Here is a 17,548-nt window from a genome sequence, read left to right as displayed (position 1 = left end):
AAAAACGCTTACGTACCATGCAAAAGCCCAATTACATTCCTCTGGCCATATTGCTTGTTATTAGCATATTGGCTGTAATTTCTCCCTCCGTTCCAACGCAAATCGTAACAGAGGGTATTAACTCCGGCGATACGGCCTGGATGCTCGTTGCCAGTGCTCTCGTTTTGTTGATGACGCCCGGTCTGGCGTACTTCTACGGCGGTATGGTGAACAACAAAAACGTGATTTCTACGATGCTGCAAAGCTTTGTCGCAATGGGAGTTATCAGTGTTCTTTGGGTAGTTGTTGGGTTTAGCTTGGCGTTCGGCGGTGATATCGGCGGATTTATCGGTAACCCAATGGATCACTTCATGTTCAAAGGTGTACTGGATGGCAAACCATGGCCCTTAGCTGCTACTGTTCCATTGGTTGTGTTTGCCTTTTTTCAATTGAAATTTGCTGTTATTACGCCTGCTCTTGTAACGGGTTCGATGGCAGAGCGTGTTAACTTCCGCTCGTACGTACTGTTCATGATTCTGTTCAGCCTGTTCGTATACGCTCCGTTGGCACACATGACCTGGCACCCAGAAGGTATCCTCTTTAAGCGTGGTGTTCTTGATTTTGCTGGTGGTACGGTTGTTCACATGTCGGCTGGTTGGGCTGCATTGGCGGGCGCTCTTTACCTGAAGCGTCGTAAATCGCACCTCGAAGCAAGCTATTTTCCACCAGCTAACATCCCATTCGTATTATTAGGTACAGGTTTGCTGTGGTTCGGCTGGTTCGGTTTCAACGCTGGTTCGGCTGTAGGTGCTACGCCATTGGCTGCTTCGGCTTTCGCTACCACAAACACGGCTGCTGCTGCTGCTGGTCTGGGCTGGGTTCTGTTCGATGCTGCAAGAGGTAAAAAAGTGTCGGCTCTTGGTTTCTCGATCGGTGCTGTTGTTGGTCTGGTTGCTATTACGCCTGCTGCTGGTTTCGTAACAATTCCAACATCGATCTTCATCGGTACGGTGAGCGCGATCATCTCGAACTACGTAGCACACATGCGTTCGAAATCGACACTCGACGATACACTCGACGTATTCCCTTGCCACGGTGTAGGTGGTATGGTTGGTATGGTAATGACCGGTATCTTTGCCAGCAAAGGTGTTAATTCGGCTGTAACGGTTGAAGGTCTGGCTTTCGGTGAATCAGGTCTGTTCATCGAGCACATGATCGCACTGGTTGGTGTATCTGTCTTCGCTTTCGGTATGTCGTTTGTTCTGCTGAAAGTTACGGATCTGATTCTGCCACTACGTGTTACGGAAGAAGATGAGAAATTGGGTCTGGATGTTAGTCAGCACGACGAATTCCTGATCGAAGCATAAATAGTTTATGTATGAAGTAGGAGGTTTGATCTATTTTACACTTCATCGATTATACTTCCTACTTCATATATGATATATCAACAGAGCCACAGGCACCTGTCTGATCAATAGTCTGACAGCTTTATCTGTGGTTTTGTTGTACTCATGGAGCCGCTCCCGCTTGGGGGCGGTTTCCTGTTTTAAGAGACGTAGCAATCCGAACGTAGCGTTGATTAAGCGAGCAACGTAGCAACTAATGCAAGAATGGCCGGTAGAGCCTGAACGTAGAAAATTGATTTTTGAGCGGTGAGGGCGCCATAAACACCGGCCACAATAACACAGCCCAGAAAGAAGAACGCTACGTTTTGCGACCAGATCGGGTCCTGAATTAACAAAGACCAGATAAGTCCGGCGGCTAAAAATCCGTTGTATAACCCCTGATTAGCGGCTAGTGCCTTTGTTGGTTCAAACAATTCAGGAGCCAGCGATCGAAATGTTTTCCGCCCTCTTGTTGTCCAGGCGAACATTTCCAGCCATAAGATATAGATATGTTCGACCGCCACGAGACCAATCAGAATTTCGGAGAGTAGTTTCATACTGTGTAGGGTAAAAATGTGGTTGTGAATATGCAAAAAATAATCAGTTCCTTACCAGAAAGCTAGTTTGAGCGATTAGAAGCTTAAATGGCCTGATATTTGATAAAGGCAATAGATAGGGCTCTGTTGACTAGCGGCTGCGTGTTGCTTCAATCAGGTATCACTACGTCTTAAGCTTTAGCAAAAACAATAGTATGGCTTTTTATCAAAGAGTACTACCAATCGTAATTCTTCTTCTGGTTGATACATTCTGTCTGGCACAGGTAGGTGTAAAAAAGGTAAGCAGACAAAGTAATCACCGTACTGAAGATACTACACCTATTCTGAATCAGTTAACTGGGCAGCGTATATCAATAAATGACTATGCACAGTTAACAAAAAATGACCCTTATGCCTATCATCTGGTACCTCAATATAACGAGTTCGGGCAAGCGCAGGGTTATGTAATGCGCGCTTCCACTCCCGAAGAGCGACAAACGCATCGGTTTCGTGATCGTGATCCGGCAAAACAACCCAAAGCAGGTCAATCTATTATGCCTTTTGTTATGACCGGGCTTGATGGAAACGTGTATTGTTCGTCAGAACTAGCTGGAAAAATAGTCATTTTGAATTTTTTGATAAGTCTGGAAAAAGAATTCTGGGATGATAACCAAAACGCTGATTTAACAGCCACGCTACGTTCCTATTCTTCGTCAACAGCTCCTGTTGTGTTAGGGGTTCTGAATAGTGAGCAAGCGAAAAATGATAAAAATCTGAATCTTCAGAGTCTGCCGTTTGTCCCTGTTCCGAATGCGTATGGTTTTCATAATAAATTCCATATTACGTCGGTGCCAACTATTATAGTAATTGACAAAAGCGGAAAAGTTGTTGCTAACTTGCAGGGAAATGATATCAATAGCCGTCTGAAACAGGTACTTACAGCCTTGTATTGATGTAAGAAATCGCTACGTTGTTTAACGTAACACCAATTAATTTCCCGCTACGTTGTTGCTGAGTTTCTGTTTTTGATCAAAGGTTTGAGCGGCAAAAACGGTCAGAATCTGGTTTTGATCGAATGCCTGTTTCACGGAAATCATTGCTTCACTCAAGGCAGTTTGTGCATTTGTATTGAGCGGATTAATCCAGAATTGTAGCACAAACTGAACATTATTGTCGCCGAAATTTCGGTAGTGGAGTTCAACGGCTGGGTCTTTAAGAACGAACGGTAAGTTGCTCACAGCCGCTTTGGCAATCTGTTGGGCTCGGAGCATATCGTCCAGATAAGAAATACCACCGTTTAATTCGATACGTCGTCGGCCAATGCGCGAAAAATTGGTGATGGGTTTTTGAAAAACGTCTTTGCTGGGTAACTCAACCGTTTGCCCCTGACCATTATCCATTACAATTGATCGGAGCTTGATATCCAGTATCTTCCCCGTAAATCCGTTGGTTTCAACAGTGTCGCCCACCTGAATCGGACGAGCCAGCGCAATCATGGTTCCTGATATAAAATTGGTTGTCAGGTCCTGAAAAGCGAACCCTACGGCCAACGCAATGACACCAGCACCAGCCAGAAGTGAGGTCACGGTTTTCTCCAGCCCCAGAACGCCTAACGCCATAAATAGCCCAACCGATACGACCATCACCCGCATAATGGCCCCCGTCAGGTTAATGAGCGAGATATTTGTACTAATCCGGCTAAGACCACGTATCACCCATCGACTTAGCCAGCGCGAGATAATTGTGCAGATCAGTAATATTAAAATAGCCAGTGCCAACTTGGGAATATAGCGTATGGCGGTGCTTACCCAGGATGAAAGTTCGGCGTAAATAAGGCCCGAAGCCTGCGAAAAATCCATGATATGTAGTTCGAAATGGTAGCAGAAGAACGACTCCATCGTCAAATGTGTTTCATCATTCGTTACGTTGCTCGTACCTTTGTACGATACAAATTAGACACTTCTGATGACACCCACTGCTGCCGTTTACCTCGATAATGCTGCCACCACCCAATTAGATACTGAAGTGCTGGAAACCATGCTGCCCTTAATGACCCAGCAATTTGGTAATCCTTCATCCATTCACAGCCACGGCCGGATGGTACGAACGGCTATCGAAAAAGCGCGTAAAACAGTTGCTGGTTTGCTCAATACGTCGCCAGCCGAGATTTTCTTTACATCGGGCGGCACCGAAGCCGATAATACGGCCATTCGAAGCAGCATTGAAACCTACGGAATTCAGCACGCCATTACGTCGCCCCTCGAACACCATGCGGTATTGCATACACTTGAGCATCTGGCAAAATTGGGAACCATTCGGTTGGATATGGTTGAGATTGATGCGAAAGGTCAGATTAATCTGGCCCATCTCGAAGCGTTATTGAAACAGGAACGCAACGTATCGGGTGCTACGTCGCGGTCGCTGGTATCGTTGATGCACGGCAATAATGAAATCGGAAATTTGCTTGATTTAAAACAGGCAGGAGAAATTTGTCGGGCCTACGACGCTGTTTTTCATTCCGATACCGTACAGACAATGGGCCATTTTCGCCACGATCTGCAACAGTTACCAGTTGATTTTATCGTTGGAGCCGGACACAAATTTCACGGTCCCAAAGGTGTGGGATTCCTCTACATCAATGCGGAACGGGTAAAAATTAACCCCTTCGTGTATGGCGGTGCGCAGGAACGTAACATGCGCGGTGGCACCGAAAACGTATACGGTATCGTTGGGCTAGCCAAAGCACTCGAAATTGCATACCGGGATATGGACGAGCACCGGACATTTATTACGTCGCTAAAAAGTCGGATGATTGAGCGACTGCGGGAAAAAATGCCGGAGATTCGGTTCAATGGCAATTCCGCTGATCTGGAAAATAGTTTATATACAGTGCTGAATGTGAGCCTTCCTGCTTCCGATATGAGCGATATGCTGCTGTTTAGTTTAGACATTGCCCGGATTTCGGCGTCGGGTGGTTCGGCTTGTTCGAGCGGGTCAAATGTGGGATCACACGTACTGGCGGCCCTCCCTGAACTTGACCCAGAGCGGGGCTATGTTCGGTTTTCGTTCGGGAAATACAACACCGCCGATGAGATCGATTACGCAGTCGATACGTTGGTGGGACTATACCAGAAAGAACTTGTTCGATAGCGCGAATTCACTACGTGCCCGAACCTTCTCTCTTTCAATCAGCTTCAAAGAAAAACACTACGTACAATCAGCATGAAAGCTATTGGTTTTAAGACGTCGTTGCCCATTTCGGAGCCGGAGAGCTTCCTTGAATTCGAATTGCCTGTGCCTCAGCCCAAAGGCCGCGATCTGCTGGTGAAGATCAGCGCTATTTCGGTGAATCCTGTCGATTTCAAGATTCGACAGAACAGCGCCAAAGATACGGTGCTGGCTGAGCCAAAAATCATTGGCTGGGATGCCGTTGGGGTGGTGGAAGCTGTTGGCGACGCGGTTTCTCTGTTTAAACCCGGCGATGAAGTGTATTATGCAGGCGACCTGACCCGTTCGGGCTCAAACGCTGAATACCAACTCATTGACGAACGTATCGTAGGCCATAAACCAACTACGCTGAGTGATGCCGAAGCGGCTGCTATGCCACTGACCGTACTAACAGCCTGGGAAATCCTGTTTGACCGGATACGTATCAATCCCGAAAAAGACAAAGGAAAAAGCGTTCTGATTATTGGCGGGGCAGGGGGCGTCGGCTCGATTGCTATTCAGATCGCGAAAAAAATTGCCAACCTGACGGTCATCGCCACGGCATCTCGTCCTGAAACGCAGGCATGGTGCAAAGAACTCGGTGCCGACGTAGTAATAAATCATCAGAATCTGGTGGAAGAAGTACGTAAAGCAGGCTTTCAAACCGTTGATTTCATTCTTGATTTCGTCGATATCAACGCATATTGGGATGCTGTTGCCGAACTTATCAAACCACAGGGGCATATTGCTTCTATTACGGGTTCGGCGGTTCCGGTTGCGCTTAATAAGCTGAAAAACAAAAGTGTATCGTTTTCGTGGGAGCTGATGTATACGCGGTCGACGTTTCAGACCGACGATATGATTGAGCAGCACAACATCCTGAACAACGTAGCGTTGTTGCTGGATAATGGTACGTTAAAAACCACGCTCAATAAAATCCTGAACGGTTTCACGGTCGACAACCTGAAAGAAGCGCACCGCTTACAGGAAAGTGGTAAAACCATTGGAAAAACAGTGATTGTCTATTAATGAGCATGTTTCAATGACGGTCAACTGTAACCTAGTATTTTGCCAAAATAGAGATTAGAATTTTGTCTGGGCCAAGCTCCAGCTTGGGCCGTTAACTTAGCTGCCAAAGCCAAGCTGGAGCTTGGCCCAGACAAAATTCTGTTCAATTTGTATCTAAAAATTAAATTGGCTAAGCACTAGCCTGAACGCCATTGAAACTTGTTTATAAAAAATAATACAAAACAATTAATCTCTTTCTCTCGTACGAGTTAGGAAAGAATCATTTGCTGATAGCGGCTATCTTTGGAAAGTTGCTGACATGTATTGATGAAAACACGAAAGCCATATCGCTCTTTTCTGCACAGGCTCATCTGCCTGATTATGGCGTTGCATGTCATCAATCTTAGTATTGATACGCCCGACCGATACGGAAAAGTAACGCTACGTAACGATGGCGGAGAAGATTTATCGGTCAATGATATTGAAAGTTTCAGTGAACTTCTGCTAGAGGTTGGGCTTGGTCTGGTCAATGCCGTGCCCGAACATGATGAACCCGACGATGACTCGAACCTGACCAAGCTGGAGCAGACTTATCTGTTCGCCAATCTGTTTCAATTGTTACCTCCGCGTTTATTATCCGTTTTTATAGAAGCTGAACCGATTCCGTTCAAGCTGACGCGCGCGCTTACCCACGTAGTGGATATTCTGTCGCCACCCCCTCAGCATACTTGCTAATCTTCTTCCGGGCAGTACGTCTTTTCTAACACCAGCCGAATTTGCTCGGCAACTGGTGTATTTCTGCCTTTCTATTTGGGCTACTAGCTCTGGCTGGAACGTAACGTTTCATGCCCAATTGATGCTGTGCCTTTTCTGAATATTCGACAGTTCAGCGCCGACCAGACCGGTTGGCTGATGTGCTACGTGCCATTTACTGAACACGTCGGTTAGATACTAATTTCCTGATGATCAATCTATTTATTAGGCGACCGCTTTTATCGGCCGTTATATCCATATTAATTACTCTGATGGGCGTACTGGCACTCACGAACCTGCCGGTAACGCAATTCCCAGACATTGTGCCGCCTTCTGTAACGGTAACGGCCAGCTACGTTGGGGCCAATGCCGAAGTGTGTACCAAAGCCGTGGCAACTCCGCTGGAGCGGGCCATCAACGGTGTACCCGGAATGACGTATATGAACACCGTATCCAGCAACGACGGCACTACGTTGATTCAGGTGTTTTTTAAAGTAGGTACCGACCCCGATCTGGCGGCTATGAACGTGCAAAACCGCGTTACGTCGGTGCTCGATGAATTACCGGCGGAGGTGATTAAAGCGGGCGTGATTACCGAAAAAGAGGTGAACAGTATGCTGCTTTACCTCAATCTGGTCAGCACAGACCCCGACATGGACGAGAAGTTCATTTATAACTTTGCCGACATCAATATTCTGGCCGAGCTGAAACGTATTGAAGGCGTTGGTTTTGCCGATATTATGGGCGCGCGAGAATACTCCATGCGCGTATGGCTTCAACCCGACCGAATGACGGCTTATTCTATCTCTGCCGATGAAGTTGTGGAAGCGATTCAGAAGCAAAACGTAGAAGCTGCCCCCGGAAAAGCAGGCGAAAGTGCCGACCAAAATCCGCAGATGCTTCAGTACGTTATGCGGTATACAGGTAAATTCAACCAGCCGCAGCAGTACGAAAATCTGGTGTTACGGGCCAATGCCGATGGGTCTATTTTACGGTTGAAAGACGTAGCGAAAGTAGAATTTGGCTCGGCCGATTATAGCGTTACGTCGAAAACGGACGGTATTCCGTCGGCGTCTATTATGCTCAAGCAACGGCCGGGGTCGAATGCGCGCGAAATTATTGCCAATGTGAAAAAACGCATGGCCGAAATCAAAGCGACCTCGTTTCCGCCCGGCATGACCTACAATTTCGCCTATGACGTATCGCGGTTTTTGGATGCCTCGATTCACGAAGTTGTGAGAACCCTGCTCGAAGCGTTTGTATTGGTGTTTCTGGTCGTGTTTCTGTTTCTCCAAGACTGGCGTTCTACGCTGATTTGTGCGCTGGTTGTGCCCGTAGCCCTTATTGGCTCCTTTGCGTTTATGAGTCTGATTGGTTTTTCCATCAACCTGCTGACTTTGTTTGCGTTGGTGCTGGCGATCGGTATTGTAGTCGATGATGGAATTGTGGTGGTAGAAGCGGTTCACGCTAAAATGGCCGAAGATCATCTGCCCCCGCGCGAAGCGACAATGGTAGCTATGAAAGAAATCAGCAGTGCGCTGATCGCGATCACGTTGGTTATGTCGGCTGTATTTATTCCGGTGGCATTCCTGTCTGGGCCGGTGGGTATTTTCTACCGTCAGTTTTCGCTTACACTGGCTGTTGCCATTGTGATTTCGGGTGTTAATGCGCTTACGCTCACACCAGCCCTTTGTGCTTTGCTGCTACGTCCTGCCCACGATCATGAGTCAACGGGCCTGTTGGGCCGGTTCTTTGCGAGCTTCAACCGGGGTTTCGACGCCTTAACCGGTCGGTATCAGCAGTTTTTACGGAAGATTGCTCGACGTAGCGCCGTTACGCTTGTGCTGCTTGCGGTTTTTGTGACCGGAATCTGGGGCATCAGCACTACGTTGCCAACGGGTTTTATTCCGACCGAAGATCAGGGAATGATTTATGCCAACGTAACGACTCCCGCTGGTGCTACGGTGCAACGTACCGAACAGGTGCTCGACAAAATTCAGCAGGCATCGAAAGATATCGAAGGCGTAGAGAACGTATCGACCTTGTCGGGTGTGAGTTTGATGACTGATGGGGCAGGGGCTTCGTATGGCATGGCGATGATAAATTTGAAAGACTGGAACGACCGTACAAAAACGGTCGACGATGTGATTGCCATTCTGAAAACGAAGACACAAAATATTCAGGACGCCAGCATTCAGTATTTTTCTCCGCCAACGGTTCCCGGCTTTGGTAACTCCAGCGGATTCGAACTACGTATGCTCGACCGAACGGGTTCTGGTGATTTGCAAAAGACCAAGGAAGTAGCTGACAAGTTTATTGCATCGCTGAAAAAACGGCCTGAACTAGCGGACGCTTTCACCAGCTTCAACCCCGATTATCCGCAGTATATGCTGCACGTCGATCAGGACAAAGCGGCTCAAAAAGGGGTTTCGATTGAGAATGCCATGAATACGTTGCAAACGTTGATGGGCAGTATTTACGCCACAAACTTCATTCGTTTTGGTCAGATGTACCGTGTTTTTGTACAGGCATCGCCCGAATACCGAACGAAACCGGAAGACGTACTGAATCTGCACGTCAAAAATGAACAGGGCGAAATGGTTCCTTACTCGAATTTCGTTCGTCTGGAGCGCGTTTACGGCCCCGAACAGCTTACCCGCTATAACATGTATACATCGGCGCTGATCAGTGGCGAAGCCGCCAAAGGCTTTAGTAGTGGTGATGCGTTACGGGCTGTGGAAGAAGTCGCCAAAACGAGTTTGCCACGTGGTTTTTCGTATGAATGGTCGGGTATGTCTCGGGAGGAAATCCTGTCGGGCGATCAGGCTATTTACATTTTTATGCTCTGTCTGGTCTTTGTATATCTGTTGCTGGTTGCGCAATATGAGAGCGTTTTTCTGCCGTTGTCGGTGTTATTTTCATTGCCCGCCGGGATTTTCGGGTCCTTCCTCTGTTTGCAACTCGCTGGTTTGCAGAATAATATTTATGCGCAGGTGGCACTGGTTATGCTGATCGGTCTGCTGGGTAAGAATGCCATTCTGATTGTGGAGTTTGCCAGCCAGCGCCAGCAGGAAGGTTTATCGATTGTGAAAGCGGCAATTGAAGGTGCTGTTGCGCGACTACGGCCCATTCTGATGACATCGCTGGCTTTCGTCGCTGGTCTGATTCCCTTGTGTATTGCGTCGGGTGCTGGCGCGTTGGGTAACCGTTCCATTGGTACGGCAGCGGCTGGAGGAATGCTCATTGGAACCGTTTTTGGGCTGGTAATCGTCCCCGGATTATATATCCTGTTTGCGAAACTGGCTCAGCGATTTCAGGCAAAAAAGCTTAAGATAGATGATGATTTGATCTTACATGCTTTGTCGAAAAAGGCTGGAGCAAGCGGAGCAAATAATTAACGTAACGAACGCCAAATCGGTCGGTTTCTTCACTGAAATCGACCGATTTGGCGTTTATACGGCCTAAGAGAATCTACTGAAAATTAGTTGAGCGAAATTAGTGATACCTAAGTAGTTAATAGAGTAGCGATGTTAGGTGCTGGTAGATCGGTAGGTTGACGGGAAAAATGCGTCAGCATTCAACAGGCAGGGTTTCTGATAGATTATTTTTTCTACGTTCAGTAGAAGAGTCGTGTTCAGATTTTTAGATGTAAATGGCTCATAATAAAGGGAGTTTGGTTGATTTATAGCTACTACGTATAAATACTCCCTTCGACATATAGAACCAGTTCAAGCCTATACTTTACATCTCTACCCGTGGAAAAACAGCAGATTAGTACGTTGTTGATCTGTTTTGGATTGGCAACATTCGGAGAATTTGGTGGTAGCTATATACCAACAATAATGCAGGTTGATAGAGCTTCTATTTTCCCATGTCAACGCGTGTCGGTTCATGAATCCGCTCAACCAAAACACGGCAGGCAAAATGAACCGCCCAAAGTTGATATTGACATTCAGCAGGGTAATAAGACGTTCTTTTTCCCGAATAAACCGATTGGGTACGTAGTACAGGTTGTCGACGCAGAAGATGGCAGTCTGGCAGACGGAAGAATTACACCCGATCAGGTGACAGTAAGCATTGACTACGTAGCAAAACGTTTCGACCGTAACACAGCCCCGGTAGAACCGCTCGCCGTTGATGCGTCTGCTACGTATGCAACCGCGCAACGACTAATCATGGAAAGCGACTGCCAGGCCTGCCATAGTGTGAATAATCCGGGCGTTGGGCCAACGTATGAACGTATTGCGAAGAAATACAAAGGCGATGCGGGCGCTATTGACCGATTGGCCAAAAAAGTGATTTCGGGTGGGAGAGGTGTTTGGGGAGAGGTGACGATGAGCGCGCATCCACAGTTGTCGGTTGAAAATGCCACAGCCATTGTTACGTATATCCTGAGCGTGGGTGAAGCCCGTAGTACGTTGAAAACACTGCCCGTAACTGCTACGTATGTACCGGTTATTCCAGAAGGCGAAACTGAAACCGGCTTTTTCAGGCTTCGGGCGGCTTATAAGGATAGAGGAACCCAGTCGATGGGGCCGATTCTATCTGACAAGGTTTTGTATTTCCGCAGTCCGGTTCTGTTACCAGCGCAAGCCGACTGGCGCAAGACTGGCGAAAAAACGCTGGCCCCCGATACGCCTTTTATGGCTACTGGCCCACAATCGTCTTTGGGGTACGCACAACTTGATTTGACCAATATTGGTCAGCTAGAAGTGATGGCTCAGGCACCAGCGCAAGAGGCTGGAATAGGCGGAACCATCGAAGTTCGGCTCGGTTCGGTCGAAGGGAAACTGATCGGGAAAGCAATGATAACGGCTGAAAACTTAACTCATCCAGACAAAAGCAAAACTGTCACCAAAGCGCCCGCGCTGGTGAATCTGACACCGACAGTTGGTGTTCATGATGTGTATTTCGTTTTTCAAAATTCGCAGGCAACGCCAAAGCAAGTACTGATGCATATAGATTCACTGGTTGTTAAATCTGTGGAGGAGAATTCCGCCAGTCGGTAGGTATTTACCACCCCCTGCCAGAACGCTGGCCCGGCCCCTTCTAAAACAGGAGGGGGTTCTCAAAAAGGTCACTGCTGCACGTTCCCCTCCTAAAACAGGAGGGATTAGGGGTGGTAAAACTCCGACAAGATTAGTCTTGTGAGAGTGGCATAATAAACTTCAAACGATACGTATCAAGCCACTTTTTATCACTTTTTGCCTTTTAATTCAATTTTTCAAAAAAATAATGAAAAAAGGCTAAGTGTTTTTTACGACTAAATCGTCTTAATAGAAAAACCGGGTGATAGACGTATTGTGCTTTTATCATCCGGAAAAATTTCTGGATAGGAAACCCATCTATGAATAATCTTCTTCCTCTACCAACCAAAATGGGACAAATGCAGCCTCTAAACGCTCCCGAAAAGCTGGTTCATGCAAACTTCTGGAGGGAGGACGAAGTGACAGATAGTCCCAAAGAAAAACCGTGTTTGGATACCGAATTGTTTATCCGTAAAACGTTCGAGCAGGATGCTGACGCGGGCATAAGTCTGTTGTTTCGCCAGTACTACGTAATGTTATGTAGTCATGCTGTTCGCTACGTTGCGTCGAAGGCAATTGCCGAAGATATCGTGTCGGATATTTTCTACGAATTTCATAGCGAACAGCGGTATCAGAACATTACCAGTTCGTATCGTGCTTATCTGTTTATGGCGGTCCGAAATCGTGCATTCGATTACGTAAGGGCTGAAATGCGCCAGAGTACATCGCTCGATAATGCCGAATTTGTGGCTGCCAACAGCAATCAAAGCCCAGATTCGATGACGCAGTATGAAGAGTTATATCAGGATGTTGAGAACGCCATCAATGACATGCCGATGAAGCGACGCCAGATCTACGTAATGCATCGGTTCGAAGGGAAAAAGTATCAGGAAATTGCGAATGAATTAGGACTGTCGTTACGTACCGTTGAATCGCACCTGTATCAGGCAATTCATCAGATTCGGAATGCATTGAAAAACAAATGGCAGTTTCTACTTTGCCTGATGGCTGGCTTCTGGAATTAATTTGCAGGAATTGACTAAGTGTTTTTCCAGGTCAAAATCGTCATCAGGTTATTAAATATCTACACATGAAACCGCAGGTATCGAGAGAATCACTTTTCAATTACTTTGCCGGACGGGCCACCGCTCTGCAAAAACAGCAAATTGACGAGTGGGTAAGGGAGGAGCAGAATCGGGAATTGTTTTTCGAATGCCTGGCGATATGGGAGAATCAGAATAGTCAATTCACCGCCGACGTTCAGGAAGCCCTTGCACGACATCGGAATCGGATGGCTCAGCAACCGCAATTGGCTGATGAATCGAGTGAAGATTCAGAAATGTATGCAATCAGGCCGGTTTCCTGGTTTCGCTGGCTGGTAGCGGCTTCGGTAAGTATGCTGTTGGTATTCGGCGGTATTCGTTATAAAAACAACCTGCTCTACACTACGTATCAGGTGCCTGCTGGTGAAACGCGTACGCTCACGCTGTCGGATGGAAGCCGGGTTTTTCTCAATGCCAACTCGTCGTTGATGGTGCCCCGTTTTGGTTTTGGTAGTCGAACGCGAGAAGTCGTGCTGGATGGTGAAGCCGAATTTGCCATTAAGCACATGCCCAATCATCAGAAATTTGTTGTACAGACCAATAAGAATTTCGAAGTGGTGGTGCTGGGTACCGAATTCGTGGTAAATACCCGCGAAAACCGGCAACAGGTAATTCTCAACAAAGGAAAAGTTCAGCTTTTGTATCAGGAAGGCAAAGCCAGCAAACAACTTACCATGAAGCCTGGAAATCAGGTGACTTTCGATCCGAAAGGACATGCACGTGTAAAGCAGGAAGCCAGTCCGCAAAACTTTACGTTGTCACAAGAACACCGATTTGTGTTTGAAGAAACTACGCTGGAAGAATTGAGTAATCTGTTCCGCGAAAATTATGGAATACGACTGGTATTTCCGGAAAAAGAACTCATGCAGTGGACTGTTTCTGGCGCCTTTACGGCGAATAATGCTGAAGAACTGATCGAAACGCTAACCAGTGCTTCCAATCTGACCTATCAACGGCAGGGCGACTCACTCATCATAGCCCAGCCCCCACAGCCTCGCTAACCAAATAAACCCTTACCATATGGAAAAATCAGTACGTATTCTACTCCTTCTGGGAGTAGTCATGGGAGGAGTACATCCTGGCTTTTCCCAAACGTTGGCCCGAGCGCAGCAGGCCCAACCTAGGGAAGTGTACAATAAACCCTCGACCAAGCGCCTGAAAGACGTCCTCAAAACGTTGCAGGACCACTACGCAACCGATATTCTGTTTTTTGATCGGAATGTAGAAGGAATGATGGTTGCCGCTGATGCGGTTAATCTGAACGCGAAGATTGAAGAGAATCTGAGCGCGATTCTGAAACCGTTGGGGCTACGTTACAAGAAAGTGAAGAACGGTAGCTACGTAATTATGGGTAAAGAACCCGCTGGAAAAGGAGAGCCTAGCAGTGCCCGATTTCCGGCTGTTGCCCCGATAGGTTCTGATCAGGCTGATTCCCGTACGCAACAATCGTTTTCGACAGAAGCCACGGACGTAACAGCCGAAAAAGTACGGGTTGCCGATATTACCGTTCAGGGAATTGTATCGGACGACAAAGGCGAAGGACTGCCGGGCGTTACCGTCTTGCTGAAAGGAACCCAGAAGGGAACCACCACCGATGTCGAAGGAAAGTATAAAATGGACGTACCGAATGCATCTGCTACGTTGATTTTCAGCTTTGTAGGTTATACTTCGCAGGAGATTGTGGTGGGTAGCCGTACCAGCGTGAACGTTACGTTGGGAGCCGATAACAAGACGCTCGATGAAATTGTCGTAATCGGTTACGGAGCCATTCAGAAGAAAGATTTGACAGGTTCGGTGGCATCGGTTGGTAGCAAATCGATTCAGGAGCTGGCCGTTCCACGGGTCGATCAGGCGCTGATGGGAAAAGTGGCGGGTGTTCAGGTGAAACCCGTATCGGGCGAACCGGGTGCGGCTCCCCAGATTAGAATTCGGGGTATTGGTAGTATTTCGGCTGGCGGTGGCCCGCTCTACGTAGTAGATGGTTTTCCTGTGTCGACCATTCAGACGCTGAACCCCAACGACGTAGAGACTATTGACGTACTAAAAGATGCTTCTGCCACAGCTATTTACGGCTCACGTGGTTCCAATGGCGTTGTTATTATCAACACCAAACGGGGGAAAATGGGCAAGGCGGCCATCAATTTCAGCTATCAGTTTGGTTTTCAGAAAATAGCCAAGCGGCCGCTGTTGCAAAGTGGTCTGGAAGAAGCTCAGCACTATTTCGACGGCGTTCGCAACCGTAATCTTGATGAAGGAAACGACGTATCGGGTAATCCGCTTCTCTGGAAAGCGCCGGTTCCGCAAACTATTCTGGACGTACTATCGGGGAAAATTACGACTAACGAAGACCCTCTTGATGCCATACTACGTAACGGTCCTCAGCAGCAGTATCAGTTATCGGCTTCGGGCGGTGGCGAAAATGTTCGCTACGCGATTAGTGGCGAGTACTTCAATCAAGACGGTATTATTATCAATACCAATTTCAAACGGTATTCGGTACGGGCCAATATCGACGCCAAGCTGTCGCCCAAACTCTCGTTAAAGGTGAACCTCAACCCATCGTACACTGACAAAACGAATGTGGGTGGAGCCGGTGCCGAAGACCTGACAACATTCGCCGACATTACCAACAACCCACTTTATAACGCGTTGGTAATTCCGCCGTATCAGTCGTTATACAACCCCGACGGTAGTTATTATCCGTTTGGAAATGGACTGGATGCGGTGGTGACCAGTAAAAATCCGGTGGCGTTGGCACGGGAAATTAAAGGCAGACAACGGGGTATCGGCTTTCTGGGTAATACGTTCCTCGAATACGAAATCCTGAAATATCTGAAGGTGAACGTGATGCTGGGTATCAACCTGATGAGCATCAAAGGAAGTTATTTTAAACCGCAGATGGCCGCCTTTTTGAATGAGCTGGCTTCGGGCACCGACAATGCCTCACAGCGGCTGAACTGGATTACCGAAACGACCCTGAACTATAACAAAAGTCTGGGCAAACATAATTTCACCGGTCTGTTAGGCTATTCTACCCAGCGCGATCAGTTTGAGTCTAATACGTTGACCAGCAACCGCTACCCCAATAATCTAGTGCCAACATTGAGCGCCGTTAGTGGTCTGCTGACGGGCGGATCGTCGAACGTAGCAGAATGGTCGTTGCTGTCGTATTTAGGACGTGTCAACTATAACTTTAACAGCAAGTACTACGTAACGGCGTCGCTCAGAACAGATGGTTCGTCTCGATTTGGGGCGCAGAATAAATACGGTCTTTTCCCTTCGTTCGCCTTGGCATGGCGGGTGTCTGACGAGGATTTTCTTAAAGATTTCCGGTTCCTCAATGAGTTGAAAGTACGGGCCAGTTATGGTAAAACCGGCAACAACAACATCGGAAACTACGACCATCTGGCCACGATCAATTACGAGAAATACGTATTGGGCAACACGGGCGTTGGTGGCTATTCGCCCGGTCGACTCGCTAACCCGAATCTTACCTGGGAAACCCAGCAACAGGTAAACGTTGGCTTCGATGTAAGTTTCCTGAACAACCGACTGGCCTTGACACTTGACCATTTTCAGTCGAAAAATACCGACCTGCTCCTGAACGTAAACATCCCGGATATTACCGGCTTTAACACCGCCCTTCAGAACATTGGTGAAGTGAGAAATACGGGTTGGGAACTCTCCCTGAATACGGTGAACACGCAGGGTGCTTTTAAATGGCAGACGGCGCTTAACTTCTCTATGTACCGCAATAAAGTGGTTCGGCTTGGTCCATCCGGCGACCCCATCATCTCGGCTGGAAATATCACCATGATTGGCCAACCGGTGGGTATGTTCTACGGCTGGTTGACCGATGGTATTTTCAGAACCAAAGCCGATTTGGATAAGGGTCCCCTCTGGAATCCGGGTGGTCGCGATGCTTCCCGCGTGGGCGATGTGCGCTTTGTGGACGTTAGCGGTCCAAATGGAACGCCCGATGGCGTTATCAATAGCCTTGATCGTACCGTTATGGGATCACCTTACCCGGATTTCTACTACGGCATGACGAACAATTTCTCGTATAAGAATCTGAGTTTGAGTGTAAGTCTGCAAGGTGTACAGGGCAATAGCGTATTGGCTTTGTCGAGAGAGCAACTGGCAAACAACCGCGCTCGCTTCCGGCAGTATGCTTTCATGAATAACTACTGGAAATCAGAAACCGATCAGGGCGATGGATACGCTGTGCGGCCAAACGACGTACCGACGGGCAATTTCAGAGGCACGTATAGCCAGCGCTGGCTGGACGATGGTTCGTACCTACGTATCAACAACATTGTGTTAGGATATGAGCTGCCTAATGAATTGGCGAGAAAGGTAAAACTGGCTAATGTTCGTTTGTCAGTAACAGCCAATAACCCATTCCTTTTCACGAAGTTTATCGGTTTCAACCCCGATGTGAGCCGCAGCGACAGCCCACTGACGCCGGGGAACGAACGGTACGATTATCCTACCGCAAAAAGCTTTCTGTTTGGTATCAACATCGGTTTTTAACCCTTACGAACTGTTCT

Annotated in this window: 12 protein-coding genes; 10 read left to right on the top strand and 2 right to left on the bottom strand. The window is 47.6% G+C overall.

All coding sequences use genetic code 11. The features are described 5' to 3' along the window. Window positions 1-17 precede the first annotated feature (17 nt). The gene (locus ACYVD4_RS18715; protein WP_460948467.1) at window positions 18-1,346 is read left to right on the top strand and encodes an ammonium transporter; all 1,329 of its coding nucleotides are present in this window, start codon (window positions 18-20) and stop codon (window positions 1,344-1,346) included. Window positions 1,347-1,558: 212 nt separating this feature from the next. Here the strand turns inward: ACYVD4_RS18715 and ACYVD4_RS18710 are convergent, their stop codons facing one another. Continuing rightward, the gene (locus tag ACYVD4_RS18710; protein ID WP_460948465.1) at window positions 1,559-1,921 is read right to left on the bottom strand and encodes a DUF1304 domain-containing protein; all 363 of its coding nucleotides are present in this window, start codon (window positions 1,919-1,921) and stop codon (window positions 1,559-1,561) included. Window positions 1,922-2,115: 194 nt separating this feature from the next. Between ACYVD4_RS18710 and ACYVD4_RS18705 the strand changes: the two genes are divergently transcribed. Further along, the gene (locus tag ACYVD4_RS18705) at window positions 2,116-2,853 is read left to right on the top strand and encodes a TlpA family protein disulfide reductase (protein ID WP_460948463.1); all 738 of its coding nucleotides are present in this window, start codon (window positions 2,116-2,118) and stop codon (window positions 2,851-2,853) included. A gap of 36 nt (window positions 2,854-2,889) precedes the next feature. On the opposite strand, the gene ACYVD4_RS18700 is transcribed toward ACYVD4_RS18705, so the two are convergent. Next, on the bottom strand, window positions 2,890-3,798 hold the full coding sequence (locus ACYVD4_RS18700) for a mechanosensitive ion channel family protein (RefSeq protein WP_460948461.1): 909 nt from the start codon (window positions 3,796-3,798) through the stop codon (window positions 2,890-2,892). Window positions 3,799-3,865: 67 nt separating this feature from the next. On the opposite strand from ACYVD4_RS18700, the gene ACYVD4_RS18695 reads away from it, so the two are divergent. From ACYVD4_RS18695 to ACYVD4_RS18660, 8 genes are all read left to right on the top strand, one after another. Beyond that, window positions 3,866-5,050 carry a cysteine desulfurase family protein gene (locus ACYVD4_RS18695; RefSeq protein ID WP_460948459.1) on the top strand — a complete coding sequence of 395 codons (1,185 nt, stop codon included), beginning with the start codon at window positions 3,866-3,868 and terminating at the stop codon, window positions 5,048-5,050. Between the two features lie 72 nt (window positions 5,051-5,122). Further along, a complete protein-coding gene (locus tag ACYVD4_RS18690) occupies window positions 5,123-6,136 on the top strand; it encodes a zinc-binding alcohol dehydrogenase family protein (protein WP_460948457.1) in 1,014 nt (337 codons plus the stop codon). A gap of 306 nt (window positions 6,137-6,442) precedes the next feature. Further along, window positions 6,443-6,850: a hypothetical protein gene (locus ACYVD4_RS18685; protein WP_460948455.1), complete on the top strand. Its 408-nt coding sequence runs from the start codon at window positions 6,443-6,445 to the stop codon at window positions 6,848-6,850. A gap of 227 nt (window positions 6,851-7,077) precedes the next feature. Further along, window positions 7,078-10,266 (top strand): efflux RND transporter permease subunit, encoded by a 3,189-nt coding sequence (locus tag ACYVD4_RS18680; protein WP_460948453.1) that lies wholly within the window; start codon window positions 7,078-7,080, stop codon window positions 10,264-10,266. 357 nt (window positions 10,267-10,623) lie between these two features. Then, window positions 10,624-11,877, top strand: a complete 1,254-nt coding sequence (locus ACYVD4_RS18675; RefSeq protein WP_460948451.1) for a c-type cytochrome — start codon at window positions 10,624-10,626, stop codon at window positions 11,875-11,877. Between the two features lie 338 nt (window positions 11,878-12,215). Continuing rightward, entirely contained in the window at window positions 12,216-12,920 is a 705-nt protein-coding gene (locus ACYVD4_RS18670) for an RNA polymerase sigma-70 factor (protein ID WP_460948449.1), read from the top strand. 65 nt (window positions 12,921-12,985) lie between these two features. Next, complete coding sequence (locus ACYVD4_RS18665; protein ID WP_460948447.1) at window positions 12,986-13,999, top strand: FecR family protein; 1,014 nt, start codon at window positions 12,986-12,988, stop codon at window positions 13,997-13,999. A gap of 19 nt (window positions 14,000-14,018) precedes the next feature. Next, window positions 14,019-17,531 carry a SusC/RagA family TonB-linked outer membrane protein gene (locus tag ACYVD4_RS18660; protein ID WP_460948445.1) on the top strand — a complete coding sequence of 1,171 codons (3,513 nt, stop codon included), beginning with the start codon at window positions 14,019-14,021 and terminating at the stop codon, window positions 17,529-17,531. The last annotated feature ends 17 nt before the right edge of the window (window positions 17,532-17,548 follow it).

The sequence above is a fragment of the Spirosoma daeguense genome (assembly GCF_054776875.1).
The sequence above is the reverse complement of the archived record's forward strand: the minus strand, read 5'-3'. Positions and strand labels throughout refer to the sequence as shown.

Excerpts from the sequence above, each read along its gene's own strand:
- ACYVD4_RS18715 (WP_460948467.1), top strand. The coding sequence starts at position 18 with ATGCAAAAGCCCAATTACATTCCTCTGGCCATATTGCTTGTTATTAGC.
- ACYVD4_RS18710 (WP_460948465.1), bottom strand. The coding sequence starts at position 1,921 with ATGAAACTACTCTCCGAAATTCTGATTGGTCTCGTGGCGGTCGAACAT.
- ACYVD4_RS18705 (WP_460948463.1), top strand. The coding sequence starts at position 2,116 with ATGGCTTTTTATCAAAGAGTACTACCAATCGTAATTCTTCTTCTGGTT.
- ACYVD4_RS18700 (WP_460948461.1), bottom strand. The coding sequence starts at position 3,798 with ATGGAGTCGTTCTTCTGCTACCATTTCGAACTACATATCATGGATTTT.
- ACYVD4_RS18695 (WP_460948459.1), top strand. The coding sequence starts at position 3,866 with ATGACACCCACTGCTGCCGTTTACCTCGATAATGCTGCCACCACCCAA.
- ACYVD4_RS18690 (WP_460948457.1), top strand. The coding sequence starts at position 5,123 with ATGAAAGCTATTGGTTTTAAGACGTCGTTGCCCATTTCGGAGCCGGAG.
- ACYVD4_RS18685 (WP_460948455.1), top strand. The coding sequence starts at position 6,443 with ATGAAAACACGAAAGCCATATCGCTCTTTTCTGCACAGGCTCATCTGC.
- ACYVD4_RS18680 (WP_460948453.1), top strand. The coding sequence starts at position 7,078 with ATGATCAATCTATTTATTAGGCGACCGCTTTTATCGGCCGTTATATCC.
- ACYVD4_RS18670 (WP_460948449.1), top strand. The coding sequence starts at position 12,216 with ATGAATAATCTTCTTCCTCTACCAACCAAAATGGGACAAATGCAGCCT.
- ACYVD4_RS18665 (WP_460948447.1), top strand. The coding sequence starts at position 12,986 with ATGAAACCGCAGGTATCGAGAGAATCACTTTTCAATTACTTTGCCGGA.
- ACYVD4_RS18660 (WP_460948445.1), top strand. The coding sequence starts at position 14,019 with ATGGAAAAATCAGTACGTATTCTACTCCTTCTGGGAGTAGTCATGGGA.